The sequence below is a fragment of the Sphingomonas sp. genome (assembly GCF_029239295.1).
Lineage (GTDB): Bacteria > Pseudomonadota > Alphaproteobacteria > Sphingomonadales > Sphingomonadaceae > Sphingomonas.
Map to the genome: position 1 here is coordinate 440489 of NZ_JAQZBC010000002.1, position 18648 is coordinate 459136.

At 66.2% G+C, this 18648-nt stretch carries 14 protein-coding genes; 3 read left to right on the top strand and 11 right to left on the bottom strand.

The window, feature by feature from the left end; genetic code table 11:
- Positions 1-363 precede the first annotated feature (363 nt).
- The 6 genes from K0S66_RS03615 to K0S66_RS03640 form a co-directional block, all read right to left on the bottom strand.
- Positions 364-612, bottom strand: coding sequence for a hypothetical protein (locus tag K0S66_RS03615; protein WP_301073745.1), 249 nt, complete (start codon positions 610-612; stop codon positions 364-366).
- Between the two features lie 136 nt (positions 613-748).
- Positions 749-2008: an acetyl-CoA C-acetyltransferase gene (locus tag K0S66_RS03620; RefSeq protein WP_301073747.1), complete on the bottom strand. Its 1260-nt coding sequence runs from the start codon at positions 2006-2008 to the stop codon at positions 749-751.
- A gap of 66 nt (positions 2009-2074) precedes the next feature.
- Entirely contained in the window at positions 2075-2857 is a 783-nt protein-coding gene (locus K0S66_RS03625; protein ID WP_301073749.1) for an SDR family oxidoreductase, read from the bottom strand.
- A 29-nt stretch (positions 2858-2886) separates the two neighbouring features.
- Complete coding sequence (locus K0S66_RS03630) at positions 2887-4275, bottom strand: MFS transporter (RefSeq protein WP_301073750.1); 1389 nt, start codon at positions 4273-4275, stop codon at positions 2887-2889.
- On the bottom strand, positions 4272-5786 hold the full coding sequence (locus tag K0S66_RS03635) for an AMP-binding protein (protein WP_301073751.1): 1515 nt from the start codon (positions 5784-5786) through the stop codon (positions 4272-4274). The genes K0S66_RS03630 and K0S66_RS03635 overlap by 4 nt, the downstream gene beginning before the upstream one ends.
- Before the next feature lie 2 nt (positions 5787-5788).
- A complete protein-coding gene (locus K0S66_RS03640; protein ID WP_301073752.1) occupies positions 5789-6448 on the bottom strand; it encodes a TetR family transcriptional regulator in 660 nt (219 codons plus the stop codon).
- A 293-nt stretch (positions 6449-6741) separates the two neighbouring features.
- On the opposite strand from K0S66_RS03640, the gene K0S66_RS03645 reads away from it, so the two are divergent.
- Positions 6742-9609: a TonB-dependent receptor gene (locus K0S66_RS03645; protein ID WP_301073753.1), complete on the top strand. Its 2868-nt coding sequence runs from the start codon at positions 6742-6744 to the stop codon at positions 9607-9609.
- A gap of 87 nt (positions 9610-9696) precedes the next feature.
- Here K0S66_RS03645 and K0S66_RS03650 read toward each other — a convergent pair whose 3' ends face one another.
- From K0S66_RS03650 to K0S66_RS03670, 5 genes are all read right to left on the bottom strand, one after another.
- Complete coding sequence (locus K0S66_RS03650) at positions 9697-10992, bottom strand: Hsp70 family protein (RefSeq protein ID WP_301073754.1); 1296 nt, start codon at positions 10990-10992, stop codon at positions 9697-9699.
- Between the two features lie 90 nt (positions 10993-11082).
- Positions 11083-13578 carry an ABC transporter permease gene (locus K0S66_RS03655; RefSeq protein ID WP_301073755.1) on the bottom strand — a complete coding sequence of 832 codons (2496 nt, stop codon included), beginning with the start codon at positions 13576-13578 and terminating at the stop codon, positions 11083-11085.
- Between the two features lie 48 nt (positions 13579-13626).
- Entirely contained in the window at positions 13627-14307 is a 681-nt protein-coding gene (locus K0S66_RS03660; RefSeq protein ID WP_301073756.1) for an ABC transporter ATP-binding protein, read from the bottom strand.
- Positions 14307-15632 (bottom strand): efflux RND transporter periplasmic adaptor subunit, encoded by a 1326-nt coding sequence (locus tag K0S66_RS03665; RefSeq protein ID WP_301073757.1) that lies wholly within the window; start codon positions 15630-15632, stop codon positions 14307-14309. The genes K0S66_RS03660 and K0S66_RS03665 overlap by 1 nt, the downstream gene beginning before the upstream one ends.
- 40 nt (positions 15633-15672) lie before the next feature.
- On the bottom strand, positions 15673-15831 hold the full coding sequence (locus tag K0S66_RS03670; protein WP_301073758.1) for a hypothetical protein: 159 nt from the start codon (positions 15829-15831) through the stop codon (positions 15673-15675).
- Between the two features lie 109 nt (positions 15832-15940).
- Between K0S66_RS03670 and K0S66_RS03675 the strand changes: the two genes are divergently transcribed.
- Together K0S66_RS03675 and K0S66_RS03680 are read left to right on the top strand one after the other, a co-directional pair.
- Positions 15941-17311: a sigma-54 dependent transcriptional regulator gene (locus K0S66_RS03675; RefSeq protein ID WP_301073759.1), complete on the top strand. Its 1371-nt coding sequence runs from the start codon at positions 15941-15943 to the stop codon at positions 17309-17311.
- Positions 17312-17332: 21 nt separating this feature from the next.
- Positions 17333-18646 carry an ATP-binding protein gene (locus K0S66_RS03680; protein WP_301073760.1) on the top strand — a complete coding sequence of 438 codons (1314 nt, stop codon included), beginning with the start codon at positions 17333-17335 and terminating at the stop codon, positions 18644-18646.
- The last annotated feature ends 2 nt before the right edge of the window (positions 18647-18648 follow it).

The window sequence follows — 18648 nt, forward strand, 5'->3', positions numbered from 1 at the left end:
CTGCTACCCTGCAACAACTGAAAGGAGGTGGTCGAATGTCTCATTGTCCCACGCCACTCAAGGCCCACTCGATGAACGCGACCTCCACCGAGATGGTCGCCGCCTGACGAAAGCCTTGAACGGCTGACAATGGAAAGGCCGTCCTCGAAAGAGGGCGGCCTTTCGCTTTTCGGGTCATGGTTCTGCCGGTCGAGCGGCTCGTGCGGCAACGCGCACATCAACTGGCCAATCTTCGCCGCATACAGGCCGATCCTGCGCCGGCGCTGACCCGGTCGAGGCCAAACTGCCCCAGGGGGCGGCCGCGGCAACCCTCCCTTTTACGGACGATTGCCCCGTCGGTGCAGGTCCGACCGGCGTGAATAGCTACTCGGTGGATCCGGCGTTCGGCTGTTCGCCGGTCTTCTCATCACCCAGCTGCCCGGTGCCGTGATAGGCCCGGCCGGACTGCCCACCGTCAAACTTGCCGCCCTTCTTGCCGGTATGCGGATTGGGGTACGCCGCCCCCTGGCTTTCGCCCCCCGTCTTCTCCTGGCCCGGCTCTTCGCCGCTGGTCCCGCCGTGGGCCGCTTTGCTCCCGGCGCCGTCTGCCTGCATTGGTTGCTTGCTGCTCATCGTCACCTCCGGCTGCGAACCACAGCCTCCGTGACCATGGTTCGCTGATGTCCTGCCAAAGGCAACGAAGCGCCAGACGGCCCGTTCCGCAACGATCCCTCCTCGCACGTAGCCGCGACTGGCTAGCCCCGGTCGGTCAGCCTTCCAGCCGCTCGATGATGATCGCTGGCGCCATCCCGCCAAAAGCGCATTGCGTTACAAGCGCATAGCGGCCGCCAGAACGCTCCAGCTCGTCCAGCGCCGTTCCGATCAGCATCGATCCGGTGGCGCCGATCGGATGGCCAAGCGCGATCGCACCGCCGTTGATGTTGACCTTGTTTCGGTCGAGCCCGAGATCCCGGATCGCCTTCTCGGTCACGACGGCGAATGCCTCGTTTATCTCCCAGACGTCGATGTCCGCCACCGTCAGCCCGGCACGCTCAAGCGCCTTGCGCGCGGCGGGCACCGGCGCGTTCAGGATCAGGGTGGGGCAATCGCCCTGGTTGATCGCGGTAACGATCCGGGCCCGCGCTTTCCAGCCGTTTGCCCGCAGCCCTTCTTCAGAAGCGAGCAAGAGCGCCGCCGATCCGTCCACCACCCCCGAGGATGTGCCAGCATGATGCGCGGGCTCCCAATCCAGATCGGGATATTTGCGCTGGATCATCTGCTTCATCGTCGTGCCATCGGGCGAGGCAGGCACGTTGGCGATAGCGGTGAAGCTCGGCCTCAACGCCGCGAGGCTTTCCGCCGTCGTTTCCGGCCGCGGATATTCGTCGCGGTCCAGTGCCAGCGTCCCATCGTCGTTGTAGACGGGAACGATGCTGCGATCGAAGCGCCCTTCGGTGATGGCAATCGCGGCGCGGCGCTGGCTCTCGGCGCCAAAGGCATCAAGCTCTTGGCGGCTGATCCCTTCCATTGCGGCGATCGCATCCGCGGCGACGCCGACATGCGAAATCGGGTGTTCGTCATAGAGCGCGTAATTGCCCTTGGCACGGCCAAGCTCGGCGAAGGGCGTACCCTGCTCCCACCCGTCCGCCTCGGCATGATGGCTCATCATCTCGGTGCCCCCCGCGATGACCACATCCTCGAACCCCGCAATGATCTGCGATGCGGCAAAGCCGACGCTGCTGATCCCGCCACCGCAATAGCGGTCCAGCGTCACGCCGGACGCCTGGGTATCGTAGCCTGCATACAGCGCCGACAGACGCCCTAGGTCGCCGCCCTGCTTCCCGCGCTGCTGGCTGGTCGACCAGATGATGTCGTCGACACGCGAGGTATCCAGTGCATTGCGTTCGCGCAGCGCCTTCAGCACGGTGGCGCCAAGATGCTGGGGATGGAGGTGGGTCAAGGCGCCCTTACCCAGCTTGCCGCCCCCGCGCGGCGTGCGAACGGCATCAACGATATAGGCAGCAGACATGGCGTCACTTCCTTCCAGAACAGTATCAAACGGCCCCGCAGCACCGCCGCCGCAGGGCCATGCGCGTCAGCGCGGCGCCATCCGGATCGCACCGTCGAGGCGGATCGACTGGCCGTTGAAATAGGCATTGCGCACCAGTTCGAGAACCAGCGAGGCATATTCCTCAGGCTTGCCGAGCCGCTTGGGGAACGGCACCGAGGCATTGAGGTTATCGAACACTTGCTGGGGCAGCTTGCCCAGCAACGGCGTGCCGAAGATGCCCGGCATGATCGCGTTGACGCGGATGCCGAGGTCCATGAGGTCCCGCGCCATCGGCAGCACCATGCCGTTTACGCCGGACTTTCCGGCGCCATAAGCGACCTGGCCGATCTGCGCGTCCTGAGCGGCCACCGACGACGTCATGATGATTGTGCCACGCTCGCCATCCTCGAGCGGGTCGAGGCCGGCCATGCCGAACGCCGACAGCGACGCCATACGGTAGCTGGAGATGAGGATGCCGTCCGTCGCAAAGGCGAAATCCTCGGTCGAGAAGCGAGTGAACTCCCCGGTCTGCTTGTTGCGCCCGACGGTCTTCCCCTTGCGGTTCGCCATCGCGCAGTGAACGAGGATCCGCTCCTGTCCGTGCGCCGCACGTGCCTTCTCAAGGCCGGCCAGCACCGACTCCTCGCTCATGATGTTGACGTGGCAGAACATGCCGCCGAACGCCTGCGCGACCTCCTGCCCGGCTTCCTCGTTCAGGTCGAAAATGGCGACTTTGACGCCGGCGGCAGCGAGTGCTTCGGCGCTCGCCCGGCCGAGGCCGGAAGCGCCGCCCGTCACGACGGCGGCAGTATCGGCGGTAATCTGCATTCGGAACTCCCTTCAGAGAATGTGCGAAATCATGCGCTCGCGGCCTCGCGGCGCATCACGACCGCGGCACGCCAGAAACATGCCGCCGAAAGGAAAGAGATCAGTGACGTGGCCGCGAGCGCATAGCGGACGCCCTCCGCCTCGCCATAACTGGTGGCAAACAGGTCACTGATCAGACCGGTGAGCAGGGCGCCGAGGCCCAGCCCTCCGGCATTAAGGACAAACAGGAAAACCGCCGTCGCCGTCGCACGCGACCGTTGCGCGATCATTCCCTGAATTGCCGCGAACACTGGCCCGAACCACATGTTCTTGAGGAACAGGGGGAGTGTCAGCAGCGCAAGGATGGTCAGCCCGCTGCCCAGAAAGAAGACCGCTGCCAGCAAGGGACCGGCGAGCAGCATCGATACTGCTGCCACCATGCCGTAGCCGCCTGGCCCCCGAGCGACATAGCGGTCACCCAGTCGGCCGCCGATCAGCGTTCCGAGGCCCCCGGAGACGCCAAGAACGATGCCGAGCGCGACGCCGATGAATGCCAAAGGACCTGCGAAACCGATCGCCTGCGCCGCCGCGGTGAGTTCCGGCGTATAGTTGCGCAGGAAGAAGGATACGTAGAACGCCTGCTGCCCATAGCCGACAAAGGACGTGATCGCAGAGCCGGCCGCCAGCCACCAGAAGGCCGGCTGACGCCGCAATTGCGCCAGCACGGCGCTGAGCGGCAGCAGGGTAGCCCGGTCCTTCGCCGTGCCCGCCGGTCGCGGGTCACGTAACGTAGCAAAGGCGATCACGCCCAGGAGGATGCCCGGCGCACCGGCCACGAGGAATGCCGCGCGCCAGCCGTAGCTTTGCGCAATGAGGCCGCCGATCATCAGGCCCGCCAAAGAGCCGATCGGCACACCCATCGAGAAGGTGCCAAGCGCCGATGCGCGCTTGTTGGCGGGGACGCTATCCGCGATGAGCGATTGTGCAGAGGGCGTGCAGCCGGCCTCTCCGACGCCAACGCCAATACGCGCAAACAGAATCTGCGCGAACGTCGTGGTAAGGCCGCACGCGACCGTAAAGCCGCTCCATACGACGAGACATCCAGCGATGATGCGCCCGCGATGGTACCGCTCGGCGAGACGTGCCATCGGGATGCCAAGCGTCGTGTACAGCATGGCAAAGCCGAGGCCGGTCATTGCCCCAAGCTGCCAGTCGGCAAGGCCCAGATCCCGTTTGATCGGTTCCGCCAGGATGTTGACGATCTGCCGATCCACGAAGTTCAGCATGTAGATGACGGTCAGCAGCAACACCGAATATTGGGCGGCGGCGGTGCTGGGCAGCGGAAAGGATGCGGCATCTGCCGCGGTCGCGGAGGCGACCGATGACGCTGCGGGTTCGGGGTGGGTGCCGGGTCGCTCTATTGTGGCTACATCGCTCATACCGTTACGGCTCCTGCATCTTCGGCAAGCAAGGCATCGCGCAGGCGCCGCTTCACCAGCTTGCCCGCGTCGGTTCGCTCCAGAGTTTGGCGAAACACATAGCGGCGAGGCACCTTCACAGGGCTGAGCCCCTCTCGCAGAAACCCATCAAGCGCGCGCGCGAATGCTGCCGGGTCCGCGATCGGCCAGGAGCGCGGCTCGACCAGGGCGACGACGCGCTCGCCCATTTCGGCGTCTGGCAGGCCGATTACCGCGGCGTCGGCGACCTGCGCATGCTCGACTAGCCGGTTCTCCACTTCCTGCGGATAGATGTTCACGCCGCCGGAGATGATCATGAAGTTGGCGCGATCGGTCAGGTACAAAAAGCCGTCGGCATCGATGCGCCCGATGTCGCCGAGCGTCGGCCAGCCATGTTGGTTGTACGCCGCGGCGGTGCGATCGGGATCGTTGTGATAGGCGAAGGGATTGGGATTGGCGAAGCGCACCAGCCCTTCCTCTCCGATCGGGAGCGCTTCCCCATCCTCATCGCAGATGCGGAGCTCGCCCTGAACGGCGCGGCCGACGGTGCCCGGATGGGCGAGCCAGTCGTCGCAGGTCGCGACGGTCAGCCCCACCCCTTCGGTCCCGCTGTAGAATTCGCCGACAATCGGCCCAAGCCAGTCAATCGCCTGATATTTCAGGTAAACGGGGCATGGCGCGCCGGCATGGAATACCGATCGCAATGACGACAGGTCATGCGCAGCGCGTTCCGCCGCCGGGAGGGCGAGCATGCGCGCAAGGTGCGTCGGCACCAGCTGAGCGATGGTGACCCGGTGCCGTGCAATGGCGGCGAGCGCCGCGGCGGCATCGAACTTCTCCATGAGGATGACCGTCCCGCCGAGACGATGCACCGCGAGGCTCCATCGTAGCGGCGCGGCGTGATAGAGCGGCGCGGGACACAGATAGACGCTGTCCTGCGCGTAGCCGAAGTACCGGCTGCCGATCTCCACGGCGCGCGTTGGCTGCTCAAACCCCACCGGCAGGGGCGACTTGATCCCGTTGGGAAAGCCGGTGGTACCCGACGAATACAGCATGTCCGTCCCCGGCGCTTCGTCGCTGACGGGCGCGGCCGGATAGTGGCGGATCGTCGCGATCAGATCATCGTCGAGGGTGGCCGTGCGGCAGGGGAAGGGAGGATGATCAAGACGATTGAGCACCTGCGCTGACAGGATTGCGATGGCGGCGTTCGAATCGCGCAGGATGTAGTCGACCTCGCTGGCGGTCAGGGCAGTGGCGATCAGGAGATAGTGAACGCCGATCCGCTGCGCCCCCCAGATAAATTCGTACAGCCGCGGGTGATTCTCCGCCATGAGCGCGACGACGTCGCCCGCCCGCACACCTTGATCGCGCAGCCAATGAGCGACCTGATTGGCTCGGTCCTCCAGCTGGGCATAGGTGACGACCTCACCGCTGCCCGCCATGATATAGGCTGGCTTGTCAGGGGTTTGCGCGGAAAAATGGCGGGGATGCATGGCTATGGCTTTGCTCGCAGGGCGCGCAGGACGAAGTCGACCGCCTCCGCCGTAAAGGTGCGCACGAACGTGTCCTGAGAGGGCGCGCCGTTCATCAGATCGCGGAAGGGGACGCGGGTGCCGAAGAGATACTGGCAGGCACCGACGATCAGGAAATAGGCATGGTCGGGATCGATCGCGCGAAACTCGCCGGCGGCGATCCCCTCCTCGATAATGCGGCGCTGGGCGTGGATCAGCGGCTCAACAAAATTGGCCTTGATCCGCTCCGATGCCTCGGTGCCCGCATCACGCACGAGGCGGTTGAGCAGGCCGTTGAGATAGGGGTGGCGGGCGTAATTGCGGATGATTCCCGTGACGTGGAGCGTCAGTTTCTGCGTGGCGGAAACGTCCAGGGCGAGCAGTTCCTGAAGCTGCGACAAGGAGCGGCTGGTATCGGCCTCCACCAGTGCGGTGAGCAGGCCTTCCTTGCTGCCGAAATAGTATTTTACGAGCGGCGCGGTGACGCCGGCGCGGCGAGCGATAGCGTGAAGCGACACGTCGCTGCTGCCGCCTTCGATCATCAGATCGCGCGCGGCATCGAGCAGGATATCGCGGGCAGACGCACCCAACCGGGCCGCGGCGCCGGCCGTTGCACGATCAGTGATGGCCTGTTCCTGGCCCATCAATGGCGGAAAACCGGGATCGTCCGGCCGCCTTCCGGCGAACTTTGGCCAGCAGCCCGATTGTAAGTCATTCCACCGCCCCGCATTTGCACATGATCCCTTGCCGTTCCTGGATAGACTTCATTTTTCACGCTTGTAAAGAAGCGTGTGAAAGAGCATTAAACATGTCGTTGTCCGCCCGTTAAAGAGAGCGGCAGTCAAGTCCGCGGCCATCCCCCGTCAGCGACATCCGAGCAAACGGATCGCGGCAGGGACAGGATGGCGGGGGATGCGTGCAAGGGAGAGGGAAGTCTGTGAAGCTCATCAACATGCTGGCGTGCTGCTCCATCATCGCCATCAGCGCGACCACCGCGGCGGCGCAGAGCGCACCAACTGGCCTGGGCACCGTGCCGGACGATGCCGTCGCGGGCACGGCGCCAGCCGGCACCCCCGGCCAGTCGCAGACCGAGACGCTGGAGCCCGCACCGGCGGCCGCGCCCAATTCCGCCTCTTCCACTGACGGTGACATCATCGTCACCGGATCGCGCGTCGTCAGCAACGGCTACCAAGCGCCGACGCCAATCACCGTCGTCGGCAGCCAGGATCTGCGCAACGCCGCGCCGAACCTGACCGAAGCGCTGCGCCAGTTGCCGCAGCTGACCGGATCGACCGGCCCCTCCACCCCCAGCTTCACACCGGGCGGCTCGGTATCGAGCACGTCGAGCACCGCCAATCTGCGCAACCTGGGTATAACCCGCACGCTGGTGCTGCTGGACGGGCGCCGTCCCCCGGCATCGGGCGTGACCGGCACGGCGGACATTTCGATGTTCCCGCAACAGCTGATCAAGCGCGTCGACATCGTCACCGGCGGCGCATCCGCGGCCTATGGATCCGACGCGGTCGCCGGCGTCGTCAATTTCGTGCTCGACACCAAGTTCCGCGGCGTGATGGGCGAACTGCGCAACGGCATCTCGACCCATGGCGACGGGCATAGCTGGGCGGCGGAAGCATCCGCCGGATTCGGCTTCGACGACGATCGGGGCAGCATCGTCATCAGCGGATCGATCAACGAACAGGCGCCGGTCGACGGCCGCGCGCGCGAATGGGCCAATCGGGGCTGGGCGATGGTGCCCAACCCGCTGTCGGGCCAGGCCGGCCAGCCGCAGTTGCTGCTGCGCGAGAACGTCAATCTGGCGGCGGCAACCTATGGCGGCCTGATCACCGGCATGCGCCGCGGCGGGACGCGAGTCACCACCGGGCCGCTGCGCGATATCCAGTTCGGCGCGGATGGTTCGCAATCCGCCTATCGCCATGGCGAGCTGTTCACCGGCACCGTCGAGGTGGGCGGCGACGGCCCGCGCTATCCGGCGGCGATCGTGTCCGAGCTGAACGCCAAGAACATCTTCGGCCATGCCGAATATGAGTTCAGCAACAATTTCTCGGTCTTTGCCGAGGGGGCTTATGGCTATTCGCGCAGCGAATATCCGCTGCTGGCGCCGTTCTTCATCGGCACCGCGGCGTTGGTGGTCCAGGCGGATAACGCCTACCTTCCCGCCAATTTGCGCAACGCGATGGCCGCCAACGGCTATAGCGCGATCGAGCTGGGCAAGGTCGACATGACCTTTGGCCAGAACCGGGTGACCAACACGACCAAGACGCTGAACCTGACGGCCGGGTTCAAGGCGACCGTCGGCCAGTTCACCATCGATGGTTATTATGAGCATGGTGAATCACGCTACCTGCTGGAAACCAGCAACCAGCGGATCAACGCCAACACGCGGCTGGCGGCCGACGCGGTGGTCAATCCCGCAACCGGCCAGATCGTGTGCCGTTCGTCGCTGACGAACCCGAACAATGGCTGCGTGCCGTGGAACCCGTTCGGCCAGACGCCGATGACGGCAGAGCAGCGCGCCTATCAGCAGGGTGCCGGGTTCGCCCGGTCGGTCGCCAAGCAGGACGTCGTAGCGCTGACCGCGCGTGGCAATCTGTTCTCCACCTGGGCGGGTGACGTGGCCGCCGCAGTGGGCGCCGAATATCGCGACATGTCGGGCACCATCACGGTCGATCCGATTTCCCAGGTGATCGGGTTCAACGCCACCAATCCGCAGCCGTCGGGCGGTGGATACAATGTGAAGGAAGTGTTCGGCGAAGTGCTGGTGCCGCTGTTCCGCGGTGAAAGCTTCCTGAAGTCGATCGACTTCAACGGCGCGATCCGTCGCACCGACTACAGCACCAGCGGCGGCGTGACGACGTGGAAGCTGGGCCTGACGAGCGAAGTGCTGTCCGGCCTGCGCCTGCGCGGCACCTATTCGCAGGATATCCGCGCACCCAATATCGGCGACCTGTTCGGGCCGCGGTCGCGCAACGTCGTGGCGATCGTCGACCCGTTCAACAACAATCTGGTGACGCAGAACGTGTTCACCTTCACCGGCAGCAACCCCGACCTGCTGCCCGAGCGCGCGAAGACGATCGCGGCCGGCGTATCCTATCGCTCCGATTTCCTGCCGGGGCTGGGCTTCTCGGTCGATTACTACAAGATCAAGATCGACGACGCGATCCAGACACTGTCGGCACAGCAGCTGGTCAACCAGTGCTTCGCGGGTGACCAGGGGCTGTGCGCGCTGACCGTGCGCGGCGCCGATGGGCGGCTGACCGACGTCAACGGCATCGCGCTGAACATCGCGACGGTGGACATTTCTGGCGTCGATTTCGACGCGAGCTACCAGACGCGCTTCGCCGGCGGCCAGCTGAGCCTGCGCGGTATCGCCACCTATCTCGACAATTACACGCAGGAAGCGCGCGGCGTGGCGGCGGTGCAATATGCGGGCACCGGCTCCTTCCCGAGCTGGCGCGCGAACCTGCAGGCGACCTACACGTCAGGTGGCACCACCATCGCGATCCAGGAGCGGTTCATCGGCGCACACCGCCGCGTGATCCCGCCGGTGACGGTCGACCAGGATCATGTGCCGGCGGTGTTCTACACCAACCTCACGATCCGCCAGCAGATCGAAGCCGGCAACGCCAAGCCGGAACTGTTCCTGTCGATCAACAACTTGTTCGACAAGGATCCGCCGCCGTCGGACACGAACAACATCTCGCTCGGCACGTCGCGCGTGGTCGATCCGCTGCTGTACGACACGATCGGGCGGTACATCACGATCGGTGGACGCATCCGCTTCTGATCGGACAGGCGGCGGGCGGTCAGCGATCGCCCGCCGCGCATCACCACAGGGCCCGGTCGCAGAATGGCTGCGGCCGGGCCCTTGTCGTTAGGCCGTCCAGTCGCTGAGGTCGGGCTGCTCCCCGATCAGCGCCAGGCCGTGTGCGATCGAGGTGAGTTCGCCGCCGGTCGCGATCCGTTCAGTGCCGAAGCGCCGGTCGAAGATCGCGCGGATCGCGGGGATGAGCGACGATCCCCCGGTCAGGAACACGCGGTCGATCGATGCCGTGTCCCGGCCCGCGCGTTCCAGCGCATTGTCCATCGCAGCCTCGATCCGGCGCAGATCATCCGCAATCCATTGTTCGAAGGCGTGGCGCGTGACGGGCGCGCGCAGGGCGACTCCGCCGCCCTCGAAGCGGAATTCCGCCTCCTCCCCTTGCGACAGCGCCCGCTTTACGCGGCCCACGGCATCGTAGAGCGGGAAGCCCTGCTCGTTTTCGATCAGCGCGATCATCCGGCCGATCGGTGCCGGATCGAGTGCGTCGCGCTGCAACCGCCGAAGCCCTTCCAGCGTGCGGCGGTTGCGCATCATCGCGAGCCGCGACCAATCGGCGAAGTCGGCGAAATAGCCGCCCGGAATGTCGAGTATCTTGCCGAAGGAGCGATAGCTGCCGCCCTTTCCCAGCAGCGGCAGCAGCAGCTGGTTGACGATACGCTGATCGAAACGATCGCCGGCGATGCCGATGCCGGCGGAGGCGAGCGGAACGCAGCGACGCGGCGCGCCGGGCGCCTCGACCCGAACAATCGAGAAGTCGGTCGTACCGCCGCCGAAATCGGCGACCAGGATCGTCGCCGGATCGGTCAGCCGCGCTGCATAGCTGTAGGCCGCGCCGAGCGGTTCATAGACATAGTGGAGTTCGACGCCGAAGCCGTCGAGCATCGCGTCATAGCGTTGCCGTGCCAGCGCCGGATCGGGACGCGCACCGGCATATTCCACCGGCCGGCCGACGATGACGCGGCGCGGGCGCTGATCGAGCTGCCCGCCGCTGTGCGCCACAACGCGCTGCAGGAAACGCTGTCCCAGATCCTCGAAGCGGAAGGGCTTGCCGAAGATCAGCGCGCGTTCGAACGAGGCGCTGGCGGCGACGGTCTTGAACGATTGCACGAAGCGGCTGTCGAGCGGGGAATCGAGATATTCGCCGATCGCCCATGGCCCCGCCTCATGCGCGATGCCGTTCCAGGCGTCCTCATCTTCCCAGAAGCATAGCGCCGAGCGGAACACCGGGCCGGTCGCGCGATCGCCGGCGAAGTCGACGAGATGCGATTCCCCCGAACCGTCGGCCAAAGCGGCGACGGTGTTGGTGGTGCCGAAATCGAGGCCGAGCGCGGTGGCGCCGCTGTCCACGCGAAGCTCCTTGTTGGTGACGTGACCCGCCGAAGGGGCGGCGCCTATCGCACGGCGATCACGAGCGAACAAGGAGCGGCGCGGCTTTCCCTATTCGTAGCGCAGCGCGCGGATCGGGTTGGCACGGGCCACCTTGAACGCATGGCCGGCGATGGTGACGACCGCGATCCCCAGCGCGAGCCCGCCCGCGACAAGGAAAGGAACGGGCGTCAGCGCCATGCGGGTGTCGAAGCCGTTCAGCCAGTCGCGCATCGACCACCAGGCGATCGGCCAGGCGATGATGTTCGCGATCAGCACCGGCCGGCTGAACTGCCATACCAGTAGCCGGACGATGTCGATCGTGCGGGCGCCCAGCACCTTGCGGATGCCGATTTCCTTCGTACGGCGTTCGGCGGTGAAGGCGGCGAGGCCGAACAGGCCGAGGCACGCGATCACGACCGCGAGCACCGCGAAGCCGGCGAAGATCTGCGCGCGCTTCTCCTCCGCATCGTAGAGATCCTCGATGATCGCCTCGCTGAACTGTCCTTCGAACGGCACGTCGCTGGCGCTGTCGCGCCAGACCCGCTCCACCGCGGTACGGACGGCGGCGGGATCGCCATTGTAGCGGATCACCATCGTCGTATGCCCCTCTCGTGCGCCGATGAAGACGATCGGATCGAGCGGCTCGCGCACCGACCGAAAACGGGAATCTCGCACCACGCCGACGACGGTGATCGGCACGTCGCCATATTGTTCGCCCAGCGCCATGCGGAAGGTCTTGCCGATCACCGCGGCGGGATCGGCCGCGCCCAGCTTTCGCGCGGCATATTCGTTGACCACCACATTCGCGCCGCGCGCGACCAGCGCCCTCACCTGCGCCGGATCCTCCGGGAAGGCGAGCGTCTGATCATCCATCGGGCGTGCGGGATCGAACCAGCGGCCGGCGACCATCTGAAGCCCCATCGCATCGCGGAAGTCGTGATCGACGCGGTACCGCCCCAGCGCGACCGGCTGCGGATTGCCCGGGACCATCACGCCAGTGGTGTTGGTATTGTCGGTGGCGACGCCGATCTCGGTTCGACCCGCAGCCACGACGCCGGGAATACGCTTCATCCGTTCGGCGATCTGCTCCCCGCGGCCGACCAATTGGTAGCGGCTCATGTTGCCGACCTGGAGCAAGTGATCGCGCTGATAGCCGGGATCGACCGAGCGCGCGTAGACCGTCTGACCATAAACGATCGCGGTGCAGATGATCAGCCCGATCGAGATGGCGAACTGCGCGACCACCAGCATGTTGCGCAGCATGCCGGTGCCGGGCGTTTCGGTGGACGATTTGTTCGCCTTCAGCACGCTCGCGGGTTGAAAGCGCGAGAGGAAGAAGGCGGGGTAGAGGCCGCCGAGTACGCCGACGATCAGCATCAGCGCCAGCGCCGGCAACAGCATACCGTCGGCGCCCAGATAGCTGAAACGAAGATCGGCATCGAGGAAGGCGGCGAAGGGGCGCACCAGCAGCTCGCCCAGCGCCAGCGCGATCGCGATCGCCAGCGCCGCGATCAGCAGCGATTCACCGACGAACTGAACGATCAATTGCCGCCGCGTCGCGCCCAGCACCTTGCGCAGCGCGACCTCACGCGCACGCTGGCCGGCGCGCGCAGTCGCCAGATTGGTGAAGTTCACCACCGCCATGGCGAGGATCAGCAGCGCGATGATCGCAAAGGTGACGATCGAGCGGCGATCATTGCCCGGTGTCATCGTTCCGCTCTGCGCGACGCCAAGGTGCACGTCGGCGACCGGAACCAGCGCCCAATCGGTATCGTCACCGGCATTGTAGCGCGTGCCGGCCAAATTCTCATCGGCGATGTTGCGCTTTTCCCAGGCGGGGAGCTGCGCATTGAGTGACGCGGCATCAGTGCCCGGCTTCAGTCGGGCATAGACCCAGCCCGACTGGCATTGCCAGCAGGTCAGGAAATCCGGCTCCTGCGTGAAATAGGAGCCGAAGTCGCGGCGCACGACGGCGTTGATGCGCAAGTGCGAGTTCTTCGGCAGATCGTGCAGCACCGCATTGATGCGGTAATCGTAGGTCTTGCCCTTCTGGATCAGGCTGAGCGTGCGGCCGACGACATCGTCGGTGCCGAACTGGCGGATCGCCTCCGATCGGGTCAGCACCGCGGTGTCGGGGGCGTTCAGCGCATTCTTCGACCCGCGCAGGATCGGCAGGTCCACCACCGCCAGGAAGTCATTGTCGGCGGTGAGATAGTTTTGGGCGGTGCTCACTTCCCCCTGCCGCGTGATCGACGGGCTGCCGCCGAGCACGTAGCTGACCGCCTCCACCTGCGGGAAATCCTTCTTCAGCCGCTCGGCGGTGATGTAGCTGGCCATTTGCAGCATGTATGGCGCGCCATCGCGGGGATTGGGGCTCCAGGTCTGGAACTGGTAGGTATCCTCACCGCGCGGCAGCCAGCGATCATAGCTCGTCTCATAGCGAATGAAGACCAGGATCAGCAGACACGCCGCCATGCCGATCGCCAGACCGAGCAGGTTGATGATCGAATATACGCGGTTCTTCGCCAAGGCGTTGAATGCAACGGTGATATAGTTTCGCCACATGGCCGACGGTCGCCTTCGATCGAGGGGTGGAGGGTCGAGACGCCGCGATCAGGCCGCGCGGCGCCGCTCCTGCAGGACGCGTCCGTCGAGCATGTTGACGACGCGGCTGGCGTAATCGGCATGCGCCGGCGAGTGGGTGACCATGACGATGGTGGACCCTTCAGCGTTGAGCTGCTGAAGCATGCGCATCACCTCCTCACCATGATTGGTATCGAGGTTGCCGGTGGGCTCGTCCGCGAGGATGAGCTTGGGCGCGGCGATGAGCGCGCGGGCGACGGCGACGCGCTGCTGCTGGCCGCCGGACAGCTGGCTGGGCCGGTGGCGGGCGCGATGCGCGATGCCGACCCGGTCCATCACCGTTTCGGCGCGCGCGCGCCGCTCCTTCGCCGAGACATTGTGGTAGAGCAGCGCGAGTTCGATGTTGTCGCGCACGGTGAGTTCGTCGACCAGATTGAAGCTTTGGAAGATGAAGCCGATGTTCGCTTTTCTAAAATCGGCGAGCTTCGCCTCCGGCAGGCCGGCGACCTCCGTCCCGTCGAACATGTAGGAGCCGCTGGTCGGGCTATCGAGCAGGCCGATGACGTTCAGCAAGGTCGATTTGCCGCAACCCGACGGCCCCATGATGGCGACGAATTCGCCATCGGCGATGTCGAGATCGATCCCGTCCAGCGCGACCGTTTCCACGCTGTCGGTCCGGTACAATCGCATCACCTCGCGCATACGGAGCATCAAACGTCCTTTCCTTGGGCAAGATCGAGCACGTCCTTGTCGGCGAACCCGGTGTAGGGGGAAATGATCACGCGCTCGCCCGGCGACAGGCCGTCGACCACCTCGACATGATCGGCATTGCGGCGTCCGAGCCGGACGTTGCGGCGGATGGCCGATCGGCCATCAGGCGCGGCGACGAAGATCCAGGTGCCGCCGGTGTCGTTGAGGAACGCGCCATAGGGGACCAGAATGGCGGGCGCCGGATCGCTCAGCGTCAGGCGCGCCTGCACCGTCTGGCCGCGTTGTAGCCGCTCCGGCTCCGCACCGATGAACTGCAGTTCGATCTGGAACTGTCCGTTCTGCACCTGTGGCAGGATCCGCGTGACACGCGCGCGATGCTGGCGACCGCCGGTGTCGATGCGGGCAACCTGCCCCACCTCCACCCGGCCGAGGAAGAATTCGTCCACCCCAGCCTGCAATTTGTTGCGGCCGGGCGAGTCGATCTGGCCGATCCGCTCCCCGCGCTGCATCGACTGGCCGACCTGGATCGAGAAGCCGGACAGCTGCCCAGCGACCGGCGCGCGCAGGTTGAGTGCGTCGAGATTGGCGCGCGCCAGTTGTAGCCCCGCGGCGAGCGAGGCGGTGGAGGCGCGCTGCTGCGACAGCTGACTGTTCTGCAGCCGATCGTCGGTTGCGCGGCCGCGGCGCACCACCGCGAGCCGTTGCCGCTCAAAGCGCAGCTGATCGCTCGTGTCGGCGAACTGGCGCCCTGCGACGAAGCCCCGGGCGGCGAGCGGCGCCTCGCGATCATACAGGCGCTGCGCCTTCTGGAAGGCGAGTTCAGCCTCCAGCACCGCCCGTTCATTCGCGACGCGGGTCTGCGCGAGGCTGAGTTCCTGCGCGCGCATATTGTTGATCTGCTGCTCCACCTCCGTCTGACGGGCGAGCGTCGAGAGCTGAAGCTCGGCATTGGACAGGACGGCGATCGGCTGCCCCTTGGCCAGCATGGTGCCATCCTCCACCAGCACCTCCTCCACCCGGCCGCCCTCGATCGCATCGATATAGACCGTCAGCAGCGGCGTGACGCGCGTGCGCAGCGGAATGTAATCCTCAAAGGTGCCACGCTGCACGGTCGCGATCGTCAGCCGACTGGACGCGACCGACTGGCTGCCGGCGCGTGGCGCGAACCACCAGAAGAGAAGCGCGCCGGCGAGCAGCGCGACCAGCACGGCGCCGACGATGGCCGTGCGCGGCAGGCGACGGCGCGCCACCACGCGATCCATGCCGCTGCCTGATACGGGAGAGGCGCCGTCGGCCCGCTCCTGGGGAAGGCGAAGGACGCTCATCGTGTCCACTTCCGCACAGCGATGTTCGAAATCGGACAATTCACAGTGAGACCGACAGGCTGAAGTGCGCGGTCTGCACCGTTACCGCGACGGCGGGCGAATACCCCGGCGTGAGAGCTGCGGGACGCTTGACCCATCCGCCGAACGCGACAATCGCGGCGACAAGCAGCAGCGGTCGGGAAAGGGGCGCTTTGGTCATGCCGCCCCCTTGCACGGCATGTGCCAACTGTGCGGCAACGCGGCCGTCGCCGGCTGGCACAGGAATTGATTGTCCGGCGGCGAACAGTTGCGTTACGAAAGTGGACGGAATGACCCCGGAATTCGACCGCTGTGTCGTTGTCGACGACGACGACGACATTCTGCTTGCCGCGCGCCTGCTGCTGCGGCCGTTGTTCCGCGAGGTCATCACCGCGCGCGCGCCGGACGAAGTGCTGCCCGAGATCGAGCGTGCGACACCTGACGTTGTCCTGCTCGACGCCAATTTCGCGCGCGGCGCGACCGATGCGAGCGAAGGGCTGGCATGGCTCGACCGGCTGACCGCCATAGATCCGGAAATGGTGGTGGTGATGATCACCGCCCATGCCGGCGTGCATGTCGCCGTGGCGGCGATGAAGCGCGGCGCGACGGATTTCGTGCCCAAGCCATGGTCGAACGATCGGTTGCTGGCGACGGTGCGCACCGCCGCGGCGCTGCGCCGGTCGCGCGCCGCCGCCGGTGCGCCGCGGGCGGTGCCGGCGCCAACGTCAGGATCGCCGCTGCTGGGCCAGTCGCCGGCGATGGCGCGTGTACAGTCATTGATCGAGCGTGCCGCGCCGACCGATGCCAACGTACTGATCCTCGGCCAGAACGGGACGGGCAAGGAAGTGGTCGCGCGCGCACTTCACGCGCGGTCGCAGCGCGCGGGCCACGTGCTGCAAACGGTCGACCTGGGGGCGATCGCGACCGAGCTGATCGACAGCGAATTGTTCGGCCATGTGAAGGGTGCCTTCACCGATGCCAGGACCGATCGGGTCGGCCGGATCCAGGCGGCGGACGGCGGCACGTTGTTCCTCGACGAGATCGGCAATCTCCCGCTCCACCTTCAGCCCAAGTTGCTGACCGCGCTGGAGCAGCGGCAAGTGACGCCGGTCGGGGCGAACAGCCCGGTGAAGGTCAACATCCGCGTGATCGCAGCGACCAACATGCCGCGCGAGCGGCTGATGGACGAGCGGGTGTTCCGCCAGGACCTGCTGTACCGCCTGAACACGGTGGAGATCGCGCTGCCGCCGCTGGCCGAGCGGCCCGAGGATGTGATCGAGCTGACCGAGCATTTCCTGGCGCATTATGCCGCGCGCTACGACCGGCCGCGGCCCGAACTGAGCCAGGCGGCGCGGGCGGCGCTGATCGCTCATGAATGGCCCGGCAACGTCCGCGCGCTTCGCCATGCCGTCGAACGGGCGACGATCCTGTCGGCCCATCCGGTGCTGGAACCGGAGGATTTCGGCCTGGACGCGGCCCAGCTGCGGCCGAGTCCGGCCGCGGCGGGCAGTGCACCGGCCGACCTCAACCTCGACCGTGTCGAACGCCGGCTGGTGGAGGAAGCGCTGCGCAAGCACGGCTACAATATCACGCTCGCCGCGTCCGAACTGGGACTGTCGCGCGCGGCGCTGTACCGCCGGATGGAGAAACACGGATTGTGACCGAGCCCCGATCGGTCCGCGATGGGATTTGACCGGCACTTTACGCTGGGGCTGATCTTCCGCATGTCGCTGCTGATGCTGGCGCTGATGGCGGTGGTGTGGGCGTTTCGCACGCCATCGCTGCTGATGGTCAGGGTGGTGATGATTGGCGTCGCGGTGCTGGCGGCGATCACGCTGTGGCGGCACGTGTCGCGCACCAACATCGAGCTGGCGCGGTTCCTGGAAGCGGTACGGCTGGGCGATTTCGCAGCGCATTTTCCCGAGACCGGTGGCGCCGGCTTTGGCCGGCTGGGCGCGGCGCTGAACGACACGATCCGCGCGCTGCGCGACCAGCGTGGGCAGACCGACGCCGAGCTTCGCTATCTGGAGGCGCTGATCGACGACATGCCGGTCGCGCTGCTGACGATCGACGATGGGCGGGTCGCGCCGGGCAACAAGGCGGCGCGGGCGCTGTTCACCCGCCACAGCGGCGTTCGGCCGGCCGATTATGCGATCTATGGCGCGACCTTCGCCAACCGGCTGGCGGATGAGGCGGCGGCGGGCGAGGAAATGCTGATCCTGAACCTCGACGGGCGCGCGAAGCGGACGCTGGTGCGGCAAGCGACACTGAACCGGCTGGGCAAGCGGACCCGCGCGATCGTGGTGCAGCCGGTGCAGGAGACGCTGGATGCGGTGGAGATGGCAGCGCAGACCGACATCATCCGCGTGCTGACGCATGAGATCCTGAATTCGCTGACCCCGGTCATGTCGCTGGCGCAGACCACCGCGGCGCTGCTGTCTGACGAGCGGGTCGACGCCGCGCAGATCGCCGATGCGCGTGATGCCGCGACGACGCTGGCGCGGCGCACGCAGGGGCTGGGGCATTTCATCGACAGCTATCGCGTGGTGGCGCGCGAACCGTCAGTCGTTCGCCACCCCTTCGCTGCGACGGGATTCGCCGAGGAACATGCGCGGCTGTTCCGCGCCGAATGGCCCGATGTGGCGATCGCGGTCGCCTGCACGCCGATGACGATCCACGGCGACCGCGCGTTGCTGTCGCAATTGCTGCTGAACCTGCTGCGCAATGCCGCGCAGGCGGCGAGCGAGCATCGCCCGGATCCGGCCGTGACGTTGACGATCGCCAGCGCCGGCACGGTGATGATCGAGGTGGCCGACAATGGTCCCGGCGTGCCGGAGAAGCTGCGGCAGGAAGTGTTCCTGCCGTTCTTCACCACCCGCGCCAAGGGGACCGGCGTCGGGCTGAACCTGGCGCGGCAGATCGCGGTGGCGCATGGCGGCACGCTGGAAGTGCACGACGCGCCAGGCGGCGGCGCGGTGTTCCGGCTGCTGCTATAGCG

Bases quoted from the DNA above. Each gene is read 5' to 3' on its own strand.
- K0S66_RS03615 (WP_301073745.1), bottom strand. From the start codon at position 612: ATGAGCAGCAAGCAACCAATGCAGGCAGACGGCGCCGGGAGCAAAGCG.
- K0S66_RS03620 (WP_301073747.1), bottom strand. From the start codon at position 2,008: ATGTCTGCTGCCTATATCGTTGATGCCGTTCGCACGCCGCGCGGGGGC.
- K0S66_RS03625 (WP_301073749.1), bottom strand. From the start codon at position 2,857: ATGCAGATTACCGCCGATACTGCCGCCGTCGTGACGGGCGGCGCTTCC.
- K0S66_RS03630 (WP_301073750.1), bottom strand. From the start codon at position 4,275: ATGAGCGATGTAGCCACAATAGAGCGACCCGGCACCCACCCCGAACCC.
- K0S66_RS03635 (WP_301073751.1), bottom strand. From the start codon at position 5,786: ATGCATCCCCGCCATTTTTCCGCGCAAACCCCTGACAAGCCAGCCTAT.
- K0S66_RS03640 (WP_301073752.1), bottom strand. From the start codon at position 6,448: ATGGGCCAGGAACAGGCCATCACTGATCGTGCAACGGCCGGCGCCGCG.
- K0S66_RS03655 (WP_301073755.1), bottom strand. From the start codon at position 13,578: ATGTGGCGAAACTATATCACCGTTGCATTCAACGCCTTGGCGAAGAAC.
- K0S66_RS03660 (WP_301073756.1), bottom strand. From the start codon at position 14,307: ATGCTCCGTATGCGCGAGGTGATGCGATTGTACCGGACCGACAGCGTG.
- K0S66_RS03665 (WP_301073757.1), bottom strand. From the start codon at position 15,632: ATGAGCGTCCTTCGCCTTCCCCAGGAGCGGGCCGACGGCGCCTCTCCC.
- K0S66_RS03670 (WP_301073758.1), bottom strand. From the start codon at position 15,831: ATGACCAAAGCGCCCCTTTCCCGACCGCTGCTGCTTGTCGCCGCGATT.
- K0S66_RS03675 (WP_301073759.1), top strand. From the start codon at position 15,941: ATGACCCCGGAATTCGACCGCTGTGTCGTTGTCGACGACGACGACGAC.
- K0S66_RS03680 (WP_301073760.1), top strand. From the start codon at position 17,333: ATGGGATTTGACCGGCACTTTACGCTGGGGCTGATCTTCCGCATGTCG.